Source organism: Rugamonas brunnea, assembly GCF_014042345.1.
Classification (GTDB): Bacteria; Pseudomonadota; Gammaproteobacteria; order Burkholderiales; family Burkholderiaceae_D; genus Rugamonas; species Rugamonas brunnea.
Genome location: NZ_JACEZT010000013.1, coordinates 30,426 through 53,294 on the forward strand (window position 1 = coordinate 30,426; position 22,869 = coordinate 53,294).

At 66.7% G+C, this 22,869-nt stretch carries 23 protein-coding genes; 6 read left to right on the forward strand and 17 right to left on the reverse strand.

Annotated elements, in window-relative coordinates:
* Window positions 1–33 precede the first annotated feature (33 nt).
* From H3H37_RS18425 to H3H37_RS18485, 13 genes are all read right to left on the reverse strand, one after another.
* Window positions 34–723 (reverse strand): OmpW/AlkL family protein, encoded by a 690-nt coding sequence (locus H3H37_RS18425; RefSeq protein ID WP_220456500.1) that lies wholly within the window; start codon window positions 721–723, stop codon window positions 34–36.
* Between the two features lie 78 nt (window positions 724–801).
* On the reverse strand, window positions 802–2,178 hold the full coding sequence (locus H3H37_RS18430; RefSeq protein WP_182165191.1) for an SGNH/GDSL hydrolase family protein: 1,377 nt from the start codon (window positions 2,176–2,178) through the stop codon (window positions 802–804).
* Between the two features lie 191 nt (window positions 2,179–2,369).
* Window positions 2,370–3,932: an alpha/beta hydrolase gene (locus H3H37_RS18435; protein WP_182165194.1), complete on the reverse strand. Its 1,563-nt coding sequence runs from the start codon at window positions 3,930–3,932 to the stop codon at window positions 2,370–2,372.
* Window positions 3,933–4,013: 81 nt separating this feature from the next.
* The gene (locus H3H37_RS18440) at window positions 4,014–5,654 is read right to left on the reverse strand and encodes an alpha/beta hydrolase family protein (protein ID WP_182165196.1); all 1,641 of its coding nucleotides are present in this window, start codon (window positions 5,652–5,654) and stop codon (window positions 4,014–4,016) included.
* Between the two features lie 71 nt (window positions 5,655–5,725).
* On the reverse strand, window positions 5,726–6,781 hold the full coding sequence (locus H3H37_RS18445) for an L-threonylcarbamoyladenylate synthase (protein WP_182165198.1): 1,056 nt from the start codon (window positions 6,779–6,781) through the stop codon (window positions 5,726–5,728).
* A 5-nt stretch (window positions 6,782–6,786) separates the two neighbouring features.
* A complete protein-coding gene (locus H3H37_RS18450) occupies window positions 6,787–7,977 on the reverse strand; it encodes a 5-(carboxyamino)imidazole ribonucleotide synthase (RefSeq protein WP_182165200.1) in 1,191 nt (396 codons plus the stop codon).
* Window positions 7,978–7,983: 6 nt separating this feature from the next.
* Complete coding sequence (gene purE, locus H3H37_RS18455) at window positions 7,984–8,484, reverse strand: 5-(carboxyamino)imidazole ribonucleotide mutase (RefSeq protein ID WP_182165203.1); 501 nt, start codon at window positions 8,482–8,484, stop codon at window positions 7,984–7,986.
* A 1-nt stretch (window position 8,485) separates the two neighbouring features.
* Window positions 8,486–9,382, reverse strand: coding sequence for a phosphoribosylaminoimidazolesuccinocarboxamide synthase (locus tag H3H37_RS18460; RefSeq protein ID WP_182165205.1), 897 nt, complete (start codon window positions 9,380–9,382; stop codon window positions 8,486–8,488).
* Between the two features lie 91 nt (window positions 9,383–9,473).
* Entirely contained in the window at window positions 9,474–10,538 is a 1,065-nt protein-coding gene (fba, locus tag H3H37_RS18465) for a class II fructose-bisphosphate aldolase (RefSeq protein ID WP_182165207.1), read from the reverse strand.
* A 136-nt stretch (window positions 10,539–10,674) separates the two neighbouring features.
* Entirely contained in the window at window positions 10,675–12,123 is a 1,449-nt protein-coding gene (gene pyk / locus H3H37_RS18470; protein WP_182165210.1) for a pyruvate kinase, read from the reverse strand.
* Between the two features lie 175 nt (window positions 12,124–12,298).
* On the reverse strand, window positions 12,299–13,513 hold the full coding sequence (locus H3H37_RS18475; protein WP_311197549.1) for a phosphoglycerate kinase: 1,215 nt from the start codon (window positions 13,511–13,513) through the stop codon (window positions 12,299–12,301).
* 68 nt (window positions 13,514–13,581) lie between these two features.
* Window positions 13,582–13,914, reverse strand: coding sequence for a branched-chain amino acid transport AzlD family protein (locus tag H3H37_RS18480; protein ID WP_182165446.1), 333 nt, complete (start codon window positions 13,912–13,914; stop codon window positions 13,582–13,584).
* The gene (locus tag H3H37_RS18485; RefSeq protein ID WP_182165213.1) at window positions 13,914–14,648 is read right to left on the reverse strand and encodes an AzlC family ABC transporter permease; all 735 of its coding nucleotides are present in this window, start codon (window positions 14,646–14,648) and stop codon (window positions 13,914–13,916) included. The genes H3H37_RS18480 and H3H37_RS18485 overlap by 1 nt, the downstream gene beginning before the upstream one ends.
* Before the next feature lie 293 nt (window positions 14,649–14,941).
* On the opposite strand from H3H37_RS18485, the gene H3H37_RS18490 reads away from it, so the two are divergent.
* From H3H37_RS18490 to H3H37_RS18505, 4 genes are read left to right on the forward strand one after another with little or no spacing between them, the layout of a single operon-like run.
* On the forward strand, window positions 14,942–15,145 hold the full coding sequence (locus H3H37_RS18490; RefSeq protein ID WP_182165215.1) for a zinc-finger domain-containing protein: 204 nt from the start codon (window positions 14,942–14,944) through the stop codon (window positions 15,143–15,145).
* Between the two features lie 49 nt (window positions 15,146–15,194).
* Window positions 15,195–15,617 (forward strand): YybH family protein, encoded by a 423-nt coding sequence (locus H3H37_RS18495; protein ID WP_182165217.1) that lies wholly within the window; start codon window positions 15,195–15,197, stop codon window positions 15,615–15,617.
* Window positions 15,618–15,623: 6 nt separating this feature from the next.
* A complete protein-coding gene (locus tag H3H37_RS18500; protein ID WP_182165219.1) occupies window positions 15,624–16,586 on the forward strand; it encodes a YheT family hydrolase in 963 nt (320 codons plus the stop codon).
* Window positions 16,587–16,593: 7 nt separating this feature from the next.
* Complete coding sequence (locus H3H37_RS18505) at window positions 16,594–17,193, forward strand: DUF2946 family protein (protein WP_182165221.1); 600 nt, start codon at window positions 16,594–16,596, stop codon at window positions 17,191–17,193.
* A gap of 203 nt (window positions 17,194–17,396) precedes the next feature.
* Here H3H37_RS18505 and H3H37_RS18510 read toward each other — a convergent pair whose 3' ends face one another.
* Complete coding sequence (locus tag H3H37_RS18510; RefSeq protein WP_182165223.1) at window positions 17,397–18,986, reverse strand: M48 family metallopeptidase; 1,590 nt, start codon at window positions 18,984–18,986, stop codon at window positions 17,397–17,399.
* Between the two features lie 172 nt (window positions 18,987–19,158).
* Between H3H37_RS18510 and moaC the strand changes: the two genes are divergently transcribed.
* Together moaC and H3H37_RS18520 are read left to right on the forward strand one after the other, a co-directional pair.
* A complete protein-coding gene (moaC, locus tag H3H37_RS18515) occupies window positions 19,159–19,665 on the forward strand; it encodes a cyclic pyranopterin monophosphate synthase MoaC (RefSeq protein ID WP_182165225.1) in 507 nt (168 codons plus the stop codon).
* A 152-nt stretch (window positions 19,666–19,817) separates the two neighbouring features.
* Window positions 19,818–20,528: a flagellar brake protein gene (locus tag H3H37_RS18520; protein WP_182165227.1), complete on the forward strand. Its 711-nt coding sequence runs from the start codon at window positions 19,818–19,820 to the stop codon at window positions 20,526–20,528.
* Window positions 20,529–20,640: 112 nt separating this feature from the next.
* On the opposite strand, the gene H3H37_RS26060 is transcribed toward H3H37_RS18520, so the two are convergent.
* The 3 genes from H3H37_RS26060 to sucD form a co-directional block, all read right to left on the reverse strand.
* Window positions 20,641–21,105, reverse strand: a complete 465-nt coding sequence (locus tag H3H37_RS26060; protein WP_182165229.1) for a pilin — start codon at window positions 21,103–21,105, stop codon at window positions 20,641–20,643.
* Between the two features lie 201 nt (window positions 21,106–21,306).
* Window positions 21,307–21,903, reverse strand: coding sequence for an FHA domain-containing protein (locus H3H37_RS18530; RefSeq protein WP_182165231.1), 597 nt, complete (start codon window positions 21,901–21,903; stop codon window positions 21,307–21,309).
* A gap of 78 nt (window positions 21,904–21,981) precedes the next feature.
* A complete protein-coding gene (gene sucD, locus H3H37_RS18535) occupies window positions 21,982–22,863 on the reverse strand; it encodes a succinate--CoA ligase subunit alpha (protein WP_182165233.1) in 882 nt (293 codons plus the stop codon).
* Window positions 22,864–22,869: the final 6 nt, after the last annotated feature.

The window sequence follows — 22,869 nt, forward strand, 5'->3', positions numbered from 1 at the left end:
GCTGGCGGGTTGGTCTGGTCCGGCCCCGGTCCGTCAGAACTGGTAGCCGACGCTGACGCTGACGGCCAGCGGGTCGAGCCGCACATCCTGCACCTGGCCGGTGGAGAAGTGCACCTTGGTTTTCAGGAAGGTCTTGATGACGGTGGCATCGGCGAACCAGCGCTGGTTGATGCGCACCGTGCCGCCCAACTGGACGCTGGGGGCGACCTTGTTGTCGAGCTTGAAGCTGCTGCCGGGGCCGCCCGTGTTGAGCAGCGCCGTCAACTGCGCCGAGCCGCGCTCCTTCTGGAAGTAGGCGTAGGTCAGGCCCAGGCCCACGTAGGGCCGCACGGTGGACGCCGGCGGCAGGAAGCGGTACTGGGCGAAGATGGTGGGCGGCAGCACCTCCGAGCTGCCCACCTTGCCCGAGCCCTCGATGGCGCCGGCGCCGATCAGGTCGTGCTTGTAGGGCAGGCCCAGGTCCAGCTCGGTGGAGAAGTTATCGGTGTACATATAGGCCACCGTGAAGCGGGGCTTGGTGTCGGCCTCCACGTCGGCCTTGGTATGCGGCAGGGCCGGCGCCGACACGTCGCCGCTGTCGACCTTGGGGGTGATCTTGTTGATGCCCAGCGTGCCCAGCCAGCTACCCGCGCTTTGCGCCGAGGCCGCCGAGGCCGCCGTCATGGCGGCCGCCAGCGCCAGCAGTTGCAGCGTCTTGCCGATGGTGTTGTTGCGCTCTTTCATAGTCTCTCCAGATTCGTTGTGTGCGTGGCCGTTGCCGGCCTCTTGCCCGGGGCCGCCCGCAGGCGGCCCGGCGCGGCCTTACAGCCAGCCCTTGATCACCATCTTCTCGGCCACGTAACGCGCCAGCAGCAGGTTGGTGAACGGGGTCGGGTGCACGTCGTCGGCGAAGAAGTAGTGGCTGACGTCGCCCGCCTTGAGGTTGGACGCGTTGCACACCAGCGAGCTGCCCAGCGGGTTCCTGGCCGGGCTCAGGTCGCACGCCGTGTCGGTCACATTGGTCAGGCCGTAAGGGCCGGGATTGATGGCCTCGTCGTGGCTGACGGCGAACACGTCCACCAGCAGCACCTTGGCCTCGCCGGCCAGATTGTTGCTGAGGGCGGTGTTGAAGGCGCCCACCATGGCGTTGATCAGGGCCTGGGTGGTGGCCCCCTGGCTGCGTCCGGACGGGGAGGAGGCCACGTCCGGCAGGTTGTTGACGACCACGTAGTTGGCGCCCTTGCCGACGATCTGGCTCTTGACCAGGGCCGCCAGTTCGGTGCCGGCCTGGCCCAGGGCGGCGATCAGTTCCGGACCATGGGCGGCCGCGTAATCGGCGCCGGCCTTGGCGCCGGCGGCGGCGGCGTCCGCCTGGGCCTTGGCCACCATGGGGCCGTATACGGCCGGCGAAGCCACGGCCGAATCGCCGAGCTGGACGGCGGCCGCGCCGATGGCGGCCTGGGTCACGCTGGCGTCCGTGTGGCCGGGCCGTGCCGCCTCGGTCGCCATGGCAACGCTGATGGCCTGGGCCGCCGACTGCGGGTCGGTGGCGCCGGCCGCCAGCTGGCCGACCAGGCTGGTCGCGTAGGCGTTGGCGCCGGCTGCGGTGCCGGCCGCCGTGGCGGCGGCCGCCAACTGGTCCAGCCGGATCAGCACATCGTTACCGCCGGCCATGACGAGCACGATCTCGTCGCCCTTGAACTTGCCGCCCGTGGCCGCCAGGTGGTTGGCCACCTGGGTCACGACCGGCACCGTCATGCTGCCCAGCGGACTGCCGGTCAGCTTGTTGCCGGGGCCGACGGGATCGGTGACGCGGGCGCCACCCTGGGCATAGCCGTAGCAGCCGGGGTGGTTTTCCACCTGCACCGAGAAGCCCTGGCTGGCGTCGCCGTCCAGGCCGGTCTGGGCCGGGCATGGCGCCGGCAGGCCTAGTTGCGCCGCCACCAGTTCCGTCCAGTTGCGGCCCGTCAGCGCGGGGTTCACGGCCGTGTTGTTGCCGTTGATGGTGAATTTGCCGCCGCCCAGCGCCTTGACCGTGCCGACGGCGTAGGTGCCGATGTCGGATAGGCTGTCGCCGAATGTCACCTGGGCGCTGTATTGCACTTTGAGGGTTTGGTTGCCGGGCGCGGAGCCGCTGCCGCCGCAACCGGCGAGGACGGCCAGGGCCATGGCGGCGAGTGCAAGTTTGGTGTGACGCATTGTGTCTCCTGTTGATTTTTTTGAGGTTATGAGCACGTCATTAGCACGCGCGTGCTATTCACAACCCGACCAATATGCCAAACTTGTCTCCCCTTGCATAGGCTGGCGCACAACAGTGCCGGGCCTGTTACAAAAAAAGAAGGCGGCCCGTGCGGCCGCCCTGTTTATTTGATAACGACGTCCTCCGCAGGCTAGCGGTTCAACCTGGCCTGGAAAAAGTCGCGCGTGGCGCGCATGCAGAACGGCGCGACCAGGCCGGCATGGTAGCTGTCGCGCACGGCCTGGTCGCCGGCCGCGCCACCACCGGCTGCGGTGCGCAGCAGGGCCTTGGCCGCTTCGAATGCCAGGCGGGTCGGGCCGTAGCTGTCGACGATGATGCCGCTCTCCAGGTCCAGCACGGTCAGGCCGGGGCTGCTCATGCCATGGGCCTGGAAGTAGTCGGCCGTGGCCGTCGCATTCTGGAACGGCACCACCGGGTCTTGTGCGCCGCCGCACAGCAGCACGGGCACGGCCGGCACGTAGCTGCGCAAATCGTTCTTCACCAGCCACTTGCGCAGCGTGTGCGCGGGCATGCAGTTGAGCGGGTCGGCGCTGTTGACGCCACACGGGTGGCTGTTCATGTCGGCCAGGTAGCCGTCGCGGTAGCTGGTCCTGACCAGGTTGCCGGCGCCGAAGAAGCTGGCATAGCCGTCGCCCTGCGGCAGCGAATCCTTGGCGAACAGCACGTCGTTCGGCAGCGCGCCGGCCGCCACCAGGTCGCCCAGGCTGGATGCGCCGGGCAGCAGGTCGGCGATGCCGGCGGCATACGGCGCTTCGTAAATGTCGCTGGTGCTCGTGTACAGGCCCGCGTTGGCGTGCTGGCCGGCGTTGATCAGCATGGGCAGGAAGGCGGCCGAACCCAGCGTGGGCTTGCCGCCAAAAATGGCGTCGCCGAACTGGACCAGCGCGTAGGGGCCCGACATGGGCGCGGCGGCCGTCACCGTGAATTCGCCGGGGTAGCCGGTCTGCATGGCGCGCTGGGTGGCCAGCGCCACGTAGCCGCCCTGCGAATAGCCGGTCAGCACGAGCTGGCTCGACGGGTGGGCGCCGATGGCGGTGAATACCTTGCGCGCGGCGCGCAGGCCGTCGACCATGTCGCTGGCCTGCTGGCTGGCGTCCAGGTAGGAATGGTAGGACAACGACGAGCCCGCATAGCCGGCGTAATCGGGCGCCACCACGATGTAGCCCTGGGCTGCGTACATGGCCGCCACCAGGCGCGGCTCGGCGGCCGACAAATCGCTCATGTCGTTACGCTTGAGCACGGACGTGCCATGCGCGTACAGCAGCACGGGGCGGTTGCCCGTGCAGGCGCTGTCGGTGCCGGATGGCACCATGATGGCGGTGGCAGCGTCGGTGTCCTCGCCCGCCCCGCCCACCGTGTGGTATTTCAGCGTGAAGGTAGTGACGGCGCAGGTGGGCGTGCCGGTGATGGTGCTGCTGCCCTTTTGCGCCGCCTCCAGCAACTGGGTGAAGGCGGCCGGCTGCAGCGTGGTGACGCTGGCGCCATTGACGGTGACGGGCACCGGGGCCGCGCTGCCGATCAGGGTGCCGCGCAGGGTGGTCGGTGGCGGCGGCGTGACGACCACGCCGCCACCGGAAGTCTGGCCGCTGTCGCCGCCACCGCCGCCGCAGGCGGTCAACAAGACCAGCAGGCTCAGCGATAGCGCGGGCGCGCAAACAGAATGCAAACGGCGATAAAGAATCGGGGGGCGCATGGCGTTTCCTTGCTGGAGTCGGGATGGCCGGGCGGATTTATGGTCGGCCGGCAATCCCGAAAGCATAGCAGATAGGCAAGGTCAAGGCGCTGGCGTCCTGAAAAATTCCCGCGCCGCCATCAGGCAGTATTGGGCCACGAGCCGGCCATGGTAATTGTCCAGCACCGCCTTGTGCGGATCGTGGTCGTGCGCGACGGCGTCGGCCCGCGTGCGTTCGACGGCCTTGGCGAAACCGGCGCGGATGTCCTGGTAGGCATCGGGCGCGGGCGCCTCCAGGTCCAGCAGCTGGGGCGCGACGCCGTGGGCGGCGAAATAGTCGTGCGCGGCGCTGGCGTTGGCGAACGGCACCACCGGGTCGCGCTGGCCGCCGCACAGCAGCAGCGGGCTGCGCGGCTGGTAGCTGCGCAAGTCGTTCTTTTGCAGCCAGAGCCGCAGGCGGTTGGCGCTGTGGCAGGCCAGCGGCTGCGCCGGGTCGGTGCCGCACGGGTGCGCCGCGACGTCCTGCAGGTAGGCCTTGCGGTAGCTGGTGCGCACCAGGTTGGTATCGGCAAAATGGGTGGACGCGGACTCGCCCTGCGGCGGCGCGTCGCCGGCGAACAGGGCGCCGGCCGGCAGCTTGCCTTGCTTGATCAGGTCGTCCATGCGCTGGGTGGCCGGCAACACGGATTCGATGCCGTCCGCATACGGTTCCTCGTACAGTTCGGCCGGCGAGGTGTACAGCGTGGCACCCGATTTTTGCCCGGCCGTGGTCAGCAGCGGCAGATAGGCCGTGATGCCCACGTTGGGACGGCCGCTGAAAATGTCGTCCGCCATTTGCAGCAAGGCGTAGGGGCCGGACAGGCCGGCCGTGGCCGTCACGTGGAATTCATCGCCGTAGCGTTCCTGCATGGCGCGCTGGGTGGCCAGCGCCACGAAACCGCCTTGCGAATAGCCGGTCACGAACAGCTTGTCCGAGGTGCGCACGCTCAGCCGTGGCAAGGCGATGCGGGCGGCACGCAGCGCGTCGACCATGTCGCCGGCCTGCTGGTCCGCGTTCAGGTAGGGATGGTAGGGCAAGGACGACACGCCATAGCCGGCGTAATCGGGCGCCACCACGACGTAGCCCTGGGCCACGAACATGGCGGCCACCAGCCGCGCTTCACCGTTCAGGCGGGCCATGCTGAAATTACGGTCGAGCACGGTGCCGTGGGCGTACAGCAGCACGGGACGCGGACCCATGCAGCGCTGGTCGTCGCCGCCGGGCAGCATGATGACGCCGCCGGCGTCGGTCGCCTCGCCACGCCCGCCGCCCGTGGCGTAGCGCATCTTGTAGACGGTGATGCTGCACAGCGGTTCGCCGGCGATGGCCATCAGCACCCCGCCCTGCGCGCGCTTGAGGACGGCGCTGAGCGTGGCCGGCTCCAGGCTGTCCACGCTGGCGCCGCCGCCGAGCGGGATGGGCACCAGCGTGGGGCCGTCGAGCAGTGTTCCCGGCGGCGGCGCGGGCGCGAGTTGCGCCATGGCGGATGCTGCGGATGCGGAGGATACGGAGGATGCCGGGGAACCGGACAGCGCGGCGGACGGCGCAGACGCGCCGGTGCCGCCGGAGTCGCCGTTGCCAGCCGCGCAGGCCAAGCCAGTCGCCAGCGCCAGCGCCGCCACCGCGGCACGCAGCACACGCGCGGGCACGGCGACGGACACAACGGCGGGCACGATCAGAGGGATGGGCGTATCAGTGCACATGGCGGCCTCCTGAGTTGGTCAGGCGCGCCGTGGCCGCTCATATCAAAACATCAAGGTCAACGGGCTTGTCATCAAGCGCGCAGGAACCTCTCAACAATACCAGAAGATCCGAACGCTGCGCGCCGCAATCGATCATTTACTCCCAGCCAAGGCAACGCATGTGGCGGCGCTTCGACCAGGATCAAATCGGCGCCACTTTGGTCGAGTTCACGCAACGCTGCGTACAGGCCATAGGCATAGCCAACGGGCTCATCCGGCAGGCGCACGCGGGGGCCGGCGCCGGTGATGGCCGAGTACGCGATCAGGGCCACCTTGCGGCCCAGTGCTTCCAGCTGAGCCAGCGTGGCGGGCAACTGCCCGGGCGCCAGCATGGCCACCGGCGTGTGCGGCGCATAGTGCGATTCCAGCGTGCCGGACGCGCGCGGCGCGCTCTGGTCCGGCAGGCCCGGCATCTGGCCGATCACGTCGGCGATCTGCTGGGCGCTGATGTGGCCGGGGCGCAGCAGCACCGGGCCGTGCGTGGCCAGCCGCGACAGGTCGACGATGGTCGATTCGATGCCGACCTCGCTGGGGCCGCCGTCGAGCACGGCCGCCAGCAGCGGCTCGGCGCCGAACTCATCGCGCACGTGCTGGGCCGTGGTAGGGCTGACGTTGCCGAACTTGTTGGCCGACGGTGCGGCCAGGCCACCCTTGCCGCCCTTGAACGCACGCAGCAAGGCGATGGCCACCGGGTGCGACGGGCAGCGCACGCCCACCGTGTCCTGGCCGCCGGAGACGGCGTCGGGAATGTGGCTGGCGCGCTTGAGGATCAGGGTCAGCGGACCGGGCCAGAACGCGGCCGCCAGCTTGCGCGCCGCTTCCGGCACATCGCTGACCCAGTAATCGAGGTCGGCACCGGGCGCCACGTGCACGATCACCGGATGGTCCTGGGGCCGGCCCTTGGCCGCGTAGATGGCGGCCACGGCTTGCGGGTTTTCCGCGTCGGCGCCGAGGCCGTACACGGTTTCCGTGGGGAAGGCGACCAGCCGGCCCGCTTCCAGCAGCGCGGCGGCCGCGCTGATGGCAGCCGCGTCGGCGGCGGCGTTTGCGGTCACGTTCACGGCCGCGTCGCCGCCTTGTTGCTGCATCCCGCTCACGGTGCGATGCCCAGGATGGCGCAAGCGGCCAGCAATTGCTGCTGCGCCTGCTCCAGCGTGGCGGCTATCAGGGTCAGGTGCCCCATCTTGCGGCCACGGCGCGGATCATCCTTGCCGTACAGGTGCAGACAGGCGCCGGGCAGCGCCAGCACGCGGTCCCAGGCCGGCTCGCGCGGCTCGTTGCTGTCGCCGTCGAACCACAGGTCGCCCAGGATGTTGAGCATCACGGCCGGCGAATGCTGGCGCACCTCGCCCAGCGGCAGGCCGGCCATGGCCCGCACCTGCTGCTCGAACTGGCTGCTGACGCAGGCGTCGATCGTGTAGTGGCCGCTGTTGTGCGGACGCGGCGCCATCTCGTTGACCACCAGCGTGCCATCGTCGAGCACGAAGAATTCGATGCACAGCACGCCCACGTAGCCGAGCTCAGCCACCATGGCGCGCGCCGCGTCCTGCGCCTTGCGCGCGCAGTCGGCCGAGACGTTGGGACCCGGCACGGTGGTGGTGAACAGGATGCCGTCGCGGTGCACGTTCTCGGCGATCGGGTAGACCACGGAGGCGCCGTCGGCGCCGCGCGCCGTCAGCACCGACACTTCATAGGCCAGCGGCAGCATCTTCTCCAGCAGGCAGGTGACCTGGCCCATGGACTCGAACGCGGCGCGCACGTCCTCGCGCGTTTTGACGCGCACCTGGCCCTTGCCGTCGTAACCCATACGCACGGTTTTCAGGATGCCGGGCAGCAGCGCGTCCTCGATGGCGGCCACGTCGTCGAACGACGCGATCACCTTGTGCGGCGCCGGCATCACGCCCGACTTGGGCGCGCAGGCGACGAAGAATGCCTTTTCCGCGATGCGGTCCTGGGCCACCGACACGCCATGCGCGTTGGGGGCCACGAACACTTTGTCGGCCAGCCGCGACAGGCTGTCGGCCGGCACGTTCTCGAACTCGGTGGTGACGGCCAGGCAGCGTTCAGCCAGCGCATCGAGGCCGGCCGCGTCGGCATAGCCGGCCTGCACCAGGTGCTGGGCCACTTGGCCGGCCGGGCAATCGGCGGCCGGTTCCAGCACGGCCACCTGGTAGCCGAGGCTGTTGGCGGCCTGGGCGAACATGCGGCCCAGCTGGCCGCCGCCCATCACACCCAGCCAATGGCCGGGCGCGGGCAACAGAATGGAGGAATCTACTTTACTCATTACGCATTACGCCAGCGGCAAGGTCATGGCTTGTGCGGCGGCCGTCTGCTGGGCGCGGAACGCTTCCAGTTTTTCGGCCAGCGCGGCGTCGGTGGCGGCCAGGATGGCCACGGCCGTCAGGGCCGCGTTGGCGGCGCCGGCCTCGCCGATGGCAAAGGTCGACACCGGCACGCCCTTGGGCATCTGCACGATGGACAGCAGCGAATCCTCGCCGCGCAAATACTTGGACGGCACGGGCACACCCAGCACCGGCACGATGGTCTTGGCGGCCACCATGCCAGGCAGGTGGGCCGCGCCGCCGGCGCCGGCGATGATGGCGCGCAGGCCGCGCGCGCGCGCCGTCTCGGCGTAGCTGAACATCTGGTCCGGCATGCGGTGCGCGGAAATCACTTGCGCCTCATGCGGCACGCCGAATTGCTTGAGGATGGCCACCGCGTGCTGCATCACGTCCCAGTCGGAGGACGAACCCATGATCACGCCCACCAGTGCTTGATTCTGCTCGCTCATATCACACCTTCAGCGGCTGGCCGGTCAGGCGCTCGATCGCTTCCAGGTACTTGGCCTGGGTCTTGGCGATCACGTCGGCCGGCAGCGCGGGCGCGGGCGCGGTCTTGTTCCACTCGGTCAGCGTTTCCAGGTAATCGCGCACGAACTGCTTGTCGAACGACGGTGGCGACATGCCGGGCGCGTAGGAATCGGCGGGCCAGAAGCGCGACGAGTCGGCCGTCAGCACTTCGTCCATCAGGTGCAGCACGCCGTCCTTGTCCAGGCCGAATTCAAACTTGGTGTCGGCGATGATGATGCCGCGCGTGGCCGCGTACTCGGCGGCGGCCGTGTACAGGGCGATGCTGATGCTACGGATCTTCTCGGCCAGCTCGGCGCCGATGCGCTGCTCCATTTCCGCGAAGCTGATGTTCTCGTCATGCTCGCCCAGGTCGGCCTTGGCGGCCGGGGTGAACAGCGGCTCAGGCAGCTTGTCGGCCTGGCGCAGGCCGGCCGGCAGCTTGATGCCGCAGATGCTGCCCGTGGCCTGGTAATCCTTCCAGCCCGAACCGATGATGTAGCCGCGCACCACGGCTTCCACCATGATCGGCTGCAGGCGCTTGGCCACCACGGCGCGGCCCTTCACCTGCTCCACCTCCGACGGCGCCACCACCGATTCCGGCGCCACGCCGGTCAGGTGGTTGGGGACGATGTGGCCCAGTTTTTCGAACCAGAAGTCGCTCATCTGGTTCAGCACCATGCCTTTGCCGGGGATGGGCTCGTTCATCACGACGTCGAACGCCGACAGGCGGTCGGTGGTGACGATCAGGATCTTGTCGTCGCCAACGGCGTAGTTGTCGCGGACTTTGCCGTGGCCCAACAGAGGGAGGGACTGGATGGAGGATTGGTAGAGGCTGTTCATAACGGGCAATATCTTGGTAAGCGGAACCGGCGGGAGGTGGCTCCCGCCGGTTGGGAAGGACGGGCCGTTGCGGCCCCGTCCGGATGGGATTTTACTTCACAACCTGGGCCAGGCTGCCGGCGGCATAGCGCTCGGCCATCTTTTCCAGTGGGATAGGCTTGATCTTGGCGGCCTGGCCTTCGCAGCCGAACGCCAGGAAGCGGGCCTTGCAGATTTCCATCGCGGCCTGGCGGGCAGGCTTGAGGAAGTCGCGCGGGTCGAACTTGGATGGGTTCTCGAACATGAACTTGCGCACGGCGGCCGTCATGGCCAGGCGGATGTCGGTGTCGATGTTGATCTTGCGCACGCCGTGACGGATGCCTTCCTGGATTTCCTCGACCGGCACGCCGTAGGTTTCCTTCATGTCGCCGCCGTACTGGCGGATGATGGCCAGCAGGTCCTGCGGCACCGACGAGGAACCGTGCATCACCAGGTGGGTGTTGGGGATGCGGGCGTGGATTTCCTTGATGCGGTCGATGGCCAGGATGTCGCCGGTGGGCTGGCGCGAGAACTTGTAGGCGCCGTGCGAGGTGCCGATGGCGATGGCCAGGGCGTCGCACTGGGTGCGGGCCACGAAGTCGGCGGCCTGGTTGACGTCGGTCAGCAGCTGTTCGCGGGTCATGGTGCCGTCGGCGCCGTGGCCGTCTTCCTTGTCGCCCTTCATGGTTTCGAGCGAACCGAGCACGCCCAGTTCCGCTTCCACCGTCACGCCGATGGCGTGCGAGAACTTGACCACTTCGCGCGACACTTCCACGTTGTACTCGTACGAGGCGACCGACTTGCCGTCCGCTTCCAGCGAGCCATCCATCATCACCGAGGTGAAGCCCGAGCGGATCGCGGCCTGGCACACGGCCGGCGACTGGCCGTGGTCCTGGTGCATGACGACGGGGATGTGCGGGTAGGCTTCGACGGCGGCGTCGATCAGGTGGCGCAGGAACGCTTCACCAGCGTACTTGCGGGCGCCGGCCGACGCTTGCATGATCACGGGGCTGCCGACGGCATCGGCGGCGGCCATGATGGCTTGCACTTGTTCCAGGTTGTTGACGTTGAACGCAGGCAGACCGTAGCCGTTTTCAGCGGCGTGGTCCAGCAATTGACGCATGGATACGAGAGACATGGTAAATACTCCAACTATAGAAAAATGGTGTCGGCCACCTGGCCGTCCTGCGCGCCGGGCGGATCGCCCGGGCGGCGGCCGGTGGGCCTGAATTCTTGGTTACTGCTTACTGCTGCTTGCTGCTGCTTACTTCCAACTATTCAAATGCGCCGACCTTCACGATCTTCAGCGCATTGGTACCGCCCACCTGGCCCATCGGCTCGCCCCAGGTGACGACGATCAGGTCGCCCTTCTGGGCCACGCCATTGGCCAGCATCACTTCTTCCGCCTGCCGGAGCACGACGCCGCTGTCGCCCTTGGGCTCCAGGGCGCAGGCGCGCACGTTGCGGTACAGCGCGGCCTTGCGCTGCGTGGTCACGCTGGGCGTGAGCGCATAGATCGGGGTGTCGATGCTGTGGCGGCTCATCCATAGCGCCGTCGAGCCCGACTCCGTCAGCGCGACGATGGCTTTCACCCGCAGGTGGTGGGCCGTGAACAGGGCGCCGTAGGCGATCGACTGGTCGATGCGGGTGAAGGTGGCGTCGAGGAAATCGGCGTCCAGCTTGTTGTATTCGGACTGCTCGGCCTGCTCGCAGATGGCGGCCATCATCTCCACCGTCTCGATCGGGTACTTGCCCGAGGCCGTCTCGGCCGACGCCATCACGGCGTCCGTGCCGTCCAGCACGGCGTTGGCCACGTCCGACACTTCGGCGCGGGTCGGCACGGCGTTCTGGATCATCGATTCCATCATCTGCGTGGCCGTGATGGCCAGCTTGTTGGCTTCGCGCGCCATGCGGATCATGCGCTTTTGCAGCGCCGGCACGGCCGCGTTGCCCACTTCCACGGCCAAGTCGCCGCGGGCGACCATGATGCCGTCGGACGCCTTGAGGATGTCGGCCAGCGCGGGAATCGCTTCGGCCCGCTCGATCTTGGCGATCATCATCGGCTTGTGGCCATACGGCTCGCCGGCGATGTTGGCCAGCTGGCGCGCCATTTCCATGTCGGTCGCGCTTTTCGGGAACGAGATGGCCAGGTAGTCGGCCTGGAAACTCATGGCCGTCTTGATGTCTTCCATGTCCTTGGCCGTCAGGGCCGGGGCCGTCAAGCCGCCGCCCTGGCGGTTGATGCCCTTGTTGTTGGACAGTTCGCCACCGATCTTGACGGTGGTGTAGATCTCGTGGCCGACGATCTTGTCGACGATAAGCACGATCAGGCCATCGTTGAGCAACAGCACGTCGCCCGCGTGCAGGTCGCGCGGCAAGGCCTTGTAATCCAGGCCCACGCGTTCCTGGTTGCCCAGTTCGCCGTTCTCGCCCCACTTGGCGTCGAGGATGAACTTGTCGCCGTTGGCCAGCTCGATCTTGTTGTTTTCAAATTTGCCGACCCGGATCTTGGGGCCCTGCATGTCCGCCATGATCGCCACTTCGCGGCCGCATTCGGCCGCCGCGTCGCGCACCAGCCGCGCCCGGTCGATATGGTCCTGCGCCTTGCCATGGGAAAAATTGAGGCGCACGACATCCACGCCGGCACGGATCATCTTGACCAGGACGTTGAAGTCGGTGGAGGCGGGGCCTATCGTTGCGACGATTTTGGTACCACGGGACATAGGTTTCCTTGCGCGTTAGGTCAGGCGGACTCGCCGGGACACGGGTCCCGGCTGGAATCACGGCACCGGCGCGGCGGCGGGGCCGCGCCGTGATGCTTGCCGTGTTGCGGTGCTGCCGTAAAGCTTGCTCTTAAAGCTTGGTCGTAAAGCTTATTGATGCTTACTTGCTTGACACTTACTTGGCCTGACGATCGACCAGGATCTGCACGGCCGGCAGGGTCTTACCTTCCAGGAATTCCAGGAAGGCGCCGCCGCCGGTGGAGATATAACCAATTTTATCGGTAATGTCATACTTTGCAATCGCCGCCAGCGTGTCGCCGCCGCCGGCGATCGAGAACGCCTTGGAGTTGGCGATGGCCATGGCCAGCGTCTTGGTGCCTTCGCCGAACTGGTCGAACTCGAACACGCCGACCGGGCCGTTCCACACCACGGTGCCGGCCGCGCCGATCTGGCCGGCCAGGGTGGCGGCCGTTTTCGGGCCGATGTCGAGGATCATGTCGTCGTCGGCCACGTCAGCCACATCCTTGATGGTGGCGGCGGCCGTGGGCGAGAATTCCTTGGCGCACACGACGTCGACGGGGATAGGCACCTGGGCGCCGCGCGCGGCCATCATGTCGATGATGGCTTTGGCTTCGCCGACCAGTTCCGCTTCCACCAGCGACTTGCCGACGTTCAGGCCGACGGCCTTCATGAAGGTGTTGGCGATGCCGCCGCCGACGATCAGGTTGTCGACCTTCTCGGCCAGCGCCTTCAGGATCGACAGCTTGGACGACACTTTGGAACCGGCCACGATGGCCAGCAGCGGACGGGCCGGGGCGCCCAGCGCCTTGCCCAGCGCGTCCAGCTCGGCGGCCAGCAGCGGGCCGGCGCAGGCGACGGGCGCGAACTTGGCGATGCCGTGGGTCGAGGCTTCGGCGCGGTGGGCGGTGCCGAACGCGTCGTTCACGTAGACGTCGCACAGGGCGGCCATCTTCTGGGCCAGCGCGTCGCTGTTCTTCTTCTCGCCCGGGTTGACGCGCACGTTTTCCAGCAGCACCACCTGGCCATCCTGCAGGTTGTCCAGGCCAGCGCCATCAACCCAGTTCTGTTTCAGTTCGACTGGCTGGCCGAGCAGCTCGGCCAGGCGCACGGCGACCGGCGCCAGGCTGTCTTCCGGCTTGAACTCGCCTTCCGTGGGACGGCCCAGGTGGGACGTGACCATGACCTTGGCGCCAGCGTCCAGCGCGGCGCGGATGGCCGGGACGGAGGCACGGATACGGGTGTCTTCCGTGATGCGGCCCGCATCATCTTGCGGCACGTTCAGATCGGCACGGATAAAGACGCGTTTGCCGCGCAGCGCATCGCGCGCGACGAGGTCTTGCAGGCGGAGAAAGTTCAGAACAGCTTGCATGGCTACCCAAGGAGGAAAGTTGAAAGAAAGACCGCTATTTTACCGCAAGGCCGCGCCCATTCATCCGTTTACGAGAACACGTGCAGCAAACGCAGGGCCGTGAAACTGCCCATGCCGAACACGATGGTCTGCAACATATTGCGACGCAGCAAGTAAAACACGATGGCGGCGATGCCGGCCACCAGTTTCAGGTTGGCCAGCTCCAGTTGCAGCTGTCCGTTATTGAGCAACAGGTCGGGCGCGATGATGGCCGCCAGCGCGCAGGCCGGCGCGTAGCGCAGCATGTCCTGCACCCGGCGCGGGATGGTGATGTGGTGGCCGATCAGCCAGAACGAGCTGCGGGTGCAGGCCGTGGCCAGCGCCAGCGCGCCTATCGTGACCCAGATTTCCCAGTCAGCCATCATGCCTCCTTCTTGGCGGTGAATTCTTCGACCAGCATGGCGGCGCCCATGCCCAGCAACACGGCCGCCAGCAGGCCCAGCTTGTACGGCAGGCCAGCCGCCAGCACGGCCACCACGCCGGCCACCAGCACCCCGCACAGGGCCGGGCGGCTGGCCACCAGCGGCACCGTGATGCAGATGATGGCCAGCGTGCCGGCGAAACCGAGGCCCCATTCGGGCGGCACGGCGCTGCCGAGGAAGATGCCGGCGATGGAACCCACCTGCCAAGCGGCCCAGTTGGGGTACAGCAAGCCCTTCAGGTAGGACAGCTTGCCCACCTGCGGCGCTTCGCTCGGGTATTTTTGCAGGAACAGGGCCACCGTCATGTCGCCGGCCACGTAGCCGAGCAGGAAGCGGTTGCGCAGCGGCAGGTTGGAGAAATGGGGCGCCAGCAGCGCGGAAAAGATCACAAAGCGCAGGTTGACCACCAGGGCCGTGGCGAAGATGACCCAGATCGGGGCATGGGCGGCGATCAGCGGCAGCGAGGCCAGCTGGGCCGAGCCGGCGAACACGACCAGCGTCATGGCCAGCGCCTGCGGCACCGTCAGGCCGGTCTTGACCATGGCGATGCCCACCACCAGGCCCCAGGCGCCGATCCCGAACAGGGTGGGCATGCCCGTCTTCAGGCCTTCGCGCCAGGACGGCTCGTCATGCTCGGCGACGTAGGGAGTGGCGGCGCGGGTCAATTCGGTCATGTGGTTTTCTTGCCACAGCCGCGCTGGCATGGCCGCCGGCGGCGCGCGGCGCACACGGCCGGGGACGGCGTGACGGGCATGGCGGTGGCGGTCGACAGTTCGGCTTGTGGCGTCATGTGGAGTGCGGCACCGGCGTTGTTTGAATGAAAACACACGCTGGTGGCAGGGGAATAATGAAGGCGCTATTTTACCGATGAATTTTGTCCGCTGCGCGAATCCGTTAAAATCGTGTTTTGTTTGGCGGCTTCCAGCCGGGAGCCGTCGTGCCCTTTTGCCTCACGGAGAACCCGCAGATGACCCACGCTACCACACCCGCCGCCGCCAACGCAGTCGAGCTCGAAGGCAAGGACTTGCCCGCCTACTGCCCCAACCCGGCCATGCCGCTGTGGTCGTCCCATCCGCGCGTGTTCCTCGACTTCAAGCACGGCGAAGCCAAGTGCCCCTACTGCGGCACGGCCTACCGCCTGAAACCGGGCACCGTCGTTGCGCACCACTAAGCGCATCGCCCACGACAACTGATCGCTCCCCGACCGGCCCGGAACCCGCATGAAACGCACCAAACAGCTCAATGGCAGTGCCGCCGAAGTGGAAGCGGCGTTCTACGATGCGCTCAACCGGGCCGATCTCGACGCCCTGATGGCCTTGTGGGCCGACGACGAGGAAATCGTCTGCATCCATCCGGGCGGACCGCGCCTGATCGGCCACGCGGCCATCCGCGATGCCTGGGCCGCCATCCTCGAACATGGCGGCCTGCACATCCGGCCGTCCCAGCTGCATGAAACCCATAACCTGATGAGTTCGGTGCACACGGTGATCGAGGGCACCTCGACCGCCAGCGGCGAACCGGCCCATCTGCTGGCCACCAACGTCTACGTGAAAACGCCTCGCGGCTGGCGCATCGTGCTGCACCATGTGTCCGTGGCGCCGGGCGTGGGACCGGCCGAGGCGCCGGGCCAGGTCCTGCACTGAGGCCGCATGCACTACCCCGCTCCGCGCTGGCTGCCCAGCGGCCACCTGCAAACCATTTATCCGGCCATCTGCATCCCCAAGCCTGCCGTCGCGTTCCGGCGCGAGCGCTGGGATGCGCCAGACGGGGATTTCATCGACGTCGATTTCGTCGATGGCCAGCCGGGGCAGCCGTTCGTGGTGCTGTTCCATGGACTGGAGGGCTCGTCGGACAGCCACTACGCGCGCGCCCTGATGGCAGCCGTGGCCGCGCGCGGCTGGTCCGGCGCCGTGCCCCATTTCCGCGGCTGCTCGGGCGAACCGAACCGGGCGCCCCGTTTCTACCATTCCGGCGACGCGGCCGAGATCGACTGGATCGTGCGCAAGCTGCACGGGCGCTGCAGCGGCAAGTTCTACGTGGCGGGCGTATCGCTGGGCGGCAACGCCCTGCTGCGCTGGCTGGGCGAAGCGCAGCACCAGGCCGACTTCGTGGACGCGGCCTGTTCCGTGTCGGCCCCGCTGGACCTGGCGCAGGGCGGCATCTCGCTGTCGCGCGGCTTCAACCTGGTCTACACGCGCATGTTCCTGCAAACGCTCAAGCCCAAGTGCGAGGCCAAGCTGCGCCAGTTCCCCGGCCTGTTCGACCTGGAGGCGCTGCGCGCCGCGCGCGACCTGTACGCGTTCGACAACGTGGTGACGGCGCCGCTGCACGGCTACCGCGACACCGACGACTACTGGAACCGGGCCAGCGCCAAGCATGTGCTGGGCGACATCACGGTGCCCACGCTGGTGCTCAACGCGCTCAACGATCCCTTCCTGCCGGGCCAGCACCTGCCGCGCCGGGCCGCCGCCTGCGTGCAATTGGACTATCCTGAACATGGCGGCCACGTGGGTTTCGCCGTGGGCGGGATGCCGGGCCGGCTGGACTGGCTGCCACAGCGCATGCTGCATTTCCTCACCGGCAGCACGGTCCCGCTGCACGCCACCAACTGACAACAATATGGACGAGATCGTCAAACAAGCGATGGCCAAATGGCCCAACGTGCCGCACTGCTACGGCTGGCTGGCGCTCGATGCGCGCGGCCAGTGGCGCATGCGCGACGAACGGGCCCAGCATCTGAACCTGCCCGGCGACAAGCTGCAGCACGCCGCCCTGATCGGCTTCATCGCCCGCAACTACGGCAACGACGAGCGCGGTTGCTGGTATTTCCAGAACGGTCCGCAGCGCGTCTACCTGAATTTGGAAGCGACGCCCTACATCGTGCGCACCGATCCGGCGCTGGGCTGGCGCCTGCACACGGGCGAGGCGCTGGGCCCGCTCGATGAGGCGCTGATGACGGAACATGGGGAATTGATCCTGCGCAGCGGCGCCGTGCTGGCCCAGCTCGACGACCGCGACGGCGCCGACGTACTGGCCCGCCTCGAATGGCCCGACCACGCTGCCGACGACGAAGCGCTGCTGGCCTGGCTGGAGCAACCCGGCGAGCCGGCCGGCGCCGGCCCCGTGTTGCGCGACCGCGGGCAATTGCTGCCGGTGCAGCGCGTGCAGCGCGCCGCGCTGGCGTCGCGCTTCGGCTTCGTGCCCCGCCCCGCGCCCTGAGTCGCCGCGCGGCAAAGTAGCCAAGTGGGCGCTAGGGCGGCCCCTAATTTGGCAGTTTGGCCTTAAGGGTCTGACCCTTGGGTCTGACCCTGGTTTGGCGGTTCGGCTTCAACGCACCCGCTACCCCGCCACACAAAAACCAGGGTCAGACCCTTGTGCTGCGCCCCGGGTGCTGCGAAGACCTGCCTCTCAAGCCACTGAAGCTAGCGCCCCATCATCGGCGCCAGCGCCGTGTGCTCATGGTCCGGCGCGGCCTTGTTCTCTTTCTTGCCCTTCTCCCCTAATTCCTCGCGGCGGCGCGCCTGCAACTCGCGCTCGCGCGCGTCGATCACGGCCTGGTCGTAGAACGAGGCGTCGGGCGCCTTGCGGGCGATGCCCAGCTGGTCGAGCGCCGACAGCACGCCGCCCTGCAGCACATACGATTCGGCCAGCGCCATGTGCTGCAAGGCCAGCTTGCCCTGCTTGGCATAGGTGCTGGCCAGCAAATCGTACAGGGCCGGTTCGCCCCGGTACTGCTGGACCTGATCGCGCAGGTAGGCGGCGGCCGGCTCCAGCTTGCCCGCCGCGACCATCGCTTGCGCGTACTGGCGCGCGATGCCGCGCGACAGCGGGAACTGCTGGTGCGCCGCGTCGGCCTCGGCCAGCGCCTGGGCGATCACGGCAGGATTCCCCTCCTGCGCCAGCTTGATATCCAGCGCCATGCTAACGAAGATGGCATTCGGCGTGGTGGCCGGCGCCGCGCCGTACACGCCGGCCGGCGGCGCCTTGCGCATGGCGCCGCGCGCCTCGTCCAGCAGGCGCTGGGCGGTGGCCGTGTCGCCGCGCTTGAGGGCGACAAACGACAGGCCGTACTTGGCGGCCGCCACCTGCTGGCGGTTCTCCTGCTCAAGCTGGGTATGGAAAAAAGCTTCGGCGGCCGCCAGCCCCTGGGCCGACTCATCCTGCAGCACGCGGGCGCGGGCCCGCACCAGGTGGAAATCCAGGCTATCGGGCCGCTGCTTGTATGGTTGCTCGCGGATGCGGGCCTGGATGTCGGCGATACGCTCGCTGGTCAGCGGGTGGGTTTGCAGGTAAGCCGGCACCACGTCGCTGTAGTTACGGGTGGCCGCCTGCAGGCGTTGGAAGAAGGCCACCATGCCGGTGGTGTCGAACCCGGCCGCGCCCATGATCTGGAAGCCGATGCGGTCGGCTTCGCGCTCGGCGTCGCGGCTGAAGTTGAGCTGACGCTGGATCGCCAGGCCCTGGCCGCCCAGGAACACGCCCATGGCCGCGTCGCCGCCAGCCTTGGACGCCAGCGCGGCCAGGATGATGGCGGCCAGCGGGATCAGCGCGTCCTGGCGCTGCTGGCCCAGCGAGCGGGCGATATGGCGCTGCACCACGTGGCCGATTTCGTGGCTGAGCACGGACGCCAGTTCCGCCTCGCTCTGGGCCGCCAGCAGCAGGGCCGAGTGGACGGCGATGAAGCCGCCCGGCAGCGCGAACGCGTTCAGTTGCGGGTCGCGCACAGCGAAGAAATAGTAATCGTAGCTGGCCTCGCCGCGCGCGCCGGGGCGCGCCTCCACCAGGGCGTTGCCGAAATTGTTCAGGTATTCAAGGATGGGCGCGTCGTCGAGGAAATCGTGGTCGCGCCGGATGTCGCGCATGATTTCCTCACCCAGCTTGCGCTCCATCAGCGGCGACAAATCCTCGCGCTCGGTGTCGCCCAGGTTGGGCAGGTTAGGAATTTTAGCGGGCGGCAACGACGTCTGCGCCATGCTCAGCGGCAACACGCACAACAGCGCAACGGCCAGCATGCGCAGGCGCGGTGCCCGGCGTGGCCGGCCGTGGTGAGAGGGGGGGAAGATTCGATCTGCGTTCACGGTGCTATCATACCCGCACTTGGCGTCCGCACGCAGCGGGCCGTCCACCAATTTACCCTATGACGGGCCGCCCCGCGCGCGCCCCACTGACGAGTCCATTTCATCCATGACGACCAGCAAAACCACCGCGCCCGCCGACGGGCTGACCCACTTCGACGCCACCGGCCAGGCCCACATGGTCGACGTGGGCGACAAGCAGGAAACCCACCGCATCGCCGTGGCCAGCGGCCAGATCCGCATGAAACCGGAGACGCTGGCCATCATCCTGGCCGGCAGCGCCAAGAAGGGCGACGTGCTGGGCATCGCCCGCATCGCCGCCATCATGGGCGCCAAGCGCACCAGCGACCTGGTGCCGCTGTGCCACCCGCTGGCCCTGACGCGGGTGGCGGTGGACTTCGAAACGAACGAAGCCACCTCGACCGTGCACTGCCGGGCCCAGGTGGAAACCTTCGGCAAGACGGGCGTGGAGATGGAGGCGCTGACGGCCGTGCAGATCGGCCTGCTGACCGTGTACGACATGTGCAAGGCCGTGGACCGGGGCATGGTGATGGGCGAGATCCGCGTCATGGAAAAGCACGGCGGCAAGTCGGGCGACTGGAGCGTGACGAGCTGACGGCGCCCTGCCCCTCTTGTTGTTGGTGCAAGTTGGCCGGTATATAATCAATAAATCAATAACAACCGACAATATTTCCTGTCGGCTGACAATAAGTGGCACCGAGGGCGGCCAGGAGACAGGATATCCATGCAGGCAAAGAGGGCGCAAGAATGAGCAGCACGGCACCGCCGAGCGAAGCCAGGACGCAGCAGTACGAATTCGAGCAGATGAATTTGCAGGTCGGTGGCAGGATACAGTTCATCACCCACCGCACCATCAAGCCAATCCAGCACTTTTCCACGCTGATCGGCTGGGTCAAGGACGAGTACATGATCGTCAAGATCCCGATGGAGAACGGCGCCCCCATCGCGCTCAACGATGGCGACAAGCTGACCATCCGCGTGTTTTCCGGCGTGAACGTGTGTTCGTTCGCCTGCACCGTGCAGCGCGTGTTCCTGCGGCCGCTGTTCTACGTCCACCTGTCGTTCCCGACCGCCATCCAGGGCACCAGCTTGCGCACGGCGATGCGGGTCAAGGTCGATATCCCGGCCCAGGTCACCACGCCGGACGGGCACACTTCCGTGTTCCTCGTCAACCTGAGCGTGTCGGGCGCGCTGATCGAATCGACCAAGCCCCTGCCCGAGGATGAACCGACGGTCGGCCTGTCGTTCTACCTGATCGCCCAGCCGGGCAACCGCCAGGTGCGCATCAATCCCAACGCCACCATCCGCAACATCAACGTGGTCAAGCCGGCCACGGCCGACAAGGACGAGGTGTTCACCTACGGCGTGCAGTTCGTCGACCTCGACCCCATGCACTACACCATGTTGCAGAACCTGACCTATGAAGCGCTGATCGCGGACCGCCAGAAGATCGTGTGACGCGGACGCTGGCCGGCGCCGCCCCCGCGCGCGCGACCAGCAATGCAAAAAAAACCCGGGGCGGCCTCGCGGCCGCCCCGGGTTTTTCATTGCTGCGTGTTAGCGACTGCTATCAGATCTTAGGCAGGTACTTCGCCAGGACCGTGCTGGTGGCGTCGATCGTGGTCTGGCAGGTCGAGCCGGCCGTGCAAGCGATCGCGTAGATGATGGTCTTGCCGTCGATATCGGCGCTGTTGGTGCCTTGCATCGTCACGGTGACGGTGCCGTGGGTGGCGTCCACACCGGCGACGGCCACGGAGGTCACATACTTGCTGGTGATCGAAGCGGCGGCTGGCAGGCCCAGGGCGGCGTTGTCCACACCGGCAGCCAGGGTGCCTTCGTTAAAGGCCTGGCCCACGGCCAAACGGGCAGGACCGGAGGTCGAGTTCGCTTCGCTGACCTTGGCTTTCAGCGTGTAGTCGCTGTAGGCAGGAATAGCAACAGCGGCCAGGATACCGATAATTGCGACCACGATCATCAGTTCGATCAGGGTGAAGCCGGCTTGTGCTTGTTTCTTGATCATTTTCATCGATTTCATTTTGCTACTCCCGAGTTAGGTAAAAAGTTTGGTGCCACGTTTTTGTATGAGCAAAGGCCGTGCCAGCCGCTTTTCGGGCATTTTTGAGGGAAAAATCGGGATGGAGCGCCAGTTTTTGTCGACATGGGTGACTATTTTTGTCAGTTCCCTTGCCGAAATCTGTCATCCGGGCCAAAAAAGGCGCCTGGCTGACAAATTTTGTCAGCTGACAGGGTTGGTCAGGCGGAACGTCATCTGGGTGCCGCTCAGGTCGATCACGTCGCCATGCTTGAGCCGCAACGGTTGCTTGCCCACGGCGGCGCCATTGACCAGCGGCGGCTGTGCCCCTTCCGCGTGGGCGATGGCGTAGCCGTCGGCGTCGCGGTTAATCACCACCACCTGCACGCCGGGCCGGCCCAGCGTGGTCAGCGGCTTGGTCAGCGCCATCTGCTTGCCTGCGTTATTGCCGTTGATGACCTCGATCTGCCCCAGCGGCGGTTCGGCCGCGGCCGCCGCAGCCAGCGGGCGCACGCCGTCGGCGACGAACTCGACCTGGAACTTGGCGATCTTGATCATGTCCAGGTGCTGCAGGAAATGCTTGCCGATGCGGTGGCCGTTGACGAAAGTGCCATTGGTGCTGTGCAGGTCCTCCAGGAAGGAGTCATCGAGGATGGTGACGATCACCGCATGCTCGCCGCTCACGGCCGGGTGGGTCAGCACGATATCGTTATGCCGGTGACGGCCTATCGTCATGCGCTCCTTGCTGAGCTGCACTTGCTGTTCCACCACGCCTTCGCGCGATATGATGATTTTCGCCAACTTAGATCTCCGGAGGGGGCACAAAAAAAAACGGGGAGCACCAGGCTCCCCGTCATTATTCACCAACTCGTTGCCAAATTACAGCATCGCCTTCAGCAGGCGGGCCATTTCGGACGGGTTCTTGGTGACTTTGATGCCGCAGGCTTCCATGATGTCCAGCTTGGCTTGCGCGGTGTCGGCGCCGCCCGAGATCAGCGCGCCGGCGTGGCCCATGCGCTTGCCCGGAGGAGCCGTCACGCCGGCGATGAAGCCGACCACGGGTTTCTTCATATTGTCCTTGATCCAGTAAGCGGCGTTCGCTTCGTCCGGACCGCCGATTTCACCGATCATGATGACAGCGTCGGTGTCAGGATCGTCATTGAACATCTTCATGACGTCGATGTGCTTCAAACCGTTGATCGGGTCGCCACCGATACCGACGGCCGACGACTGGCCCAGGCCCAGGGCGGTCAGCTGGCCCACGGCTTCATAGGTCAGGGTGCCCGAACGGGACACGACGCCGATGCGGCCTTTCTTGTGGATGTGGCCAGGCATGATGCCGATCTTGATTTCGTCAGGCGTGATCAGGCCGGGGCAGTTCGGACCCAGCAGCAGGGTCTTGGAGCCGGCTTTGACCATGCGGTCCTTCAGGGCCATCATGTCGCGGACAGGAATGCCTTCGGTGATGCAGATGGCCAGATCCATTTCAGCTTCCACGGCTTCCCAGATGGCGGCAGCGGCGCCTGCTGGCGGCACGTAGATCACCGACACGTTGGCGCCGGTTTCTTTTTTCGCTTCCGTCACGTTGGCGAAAATAGGGATGCCTTCGAAGTCTTCGCCGGCTTTCTTCGGGTTCACGCCAGCGACGAAGCAGTTCTTGCCGTTCGCGTAGTCGCGGCAGCCGCGGGTGTGGAACTGGCCGGTCTTGCCGGTGATGCCTTGGGTTACAACTTTGGTGTCTTTATTGATCAGGATGGACATGTTGAT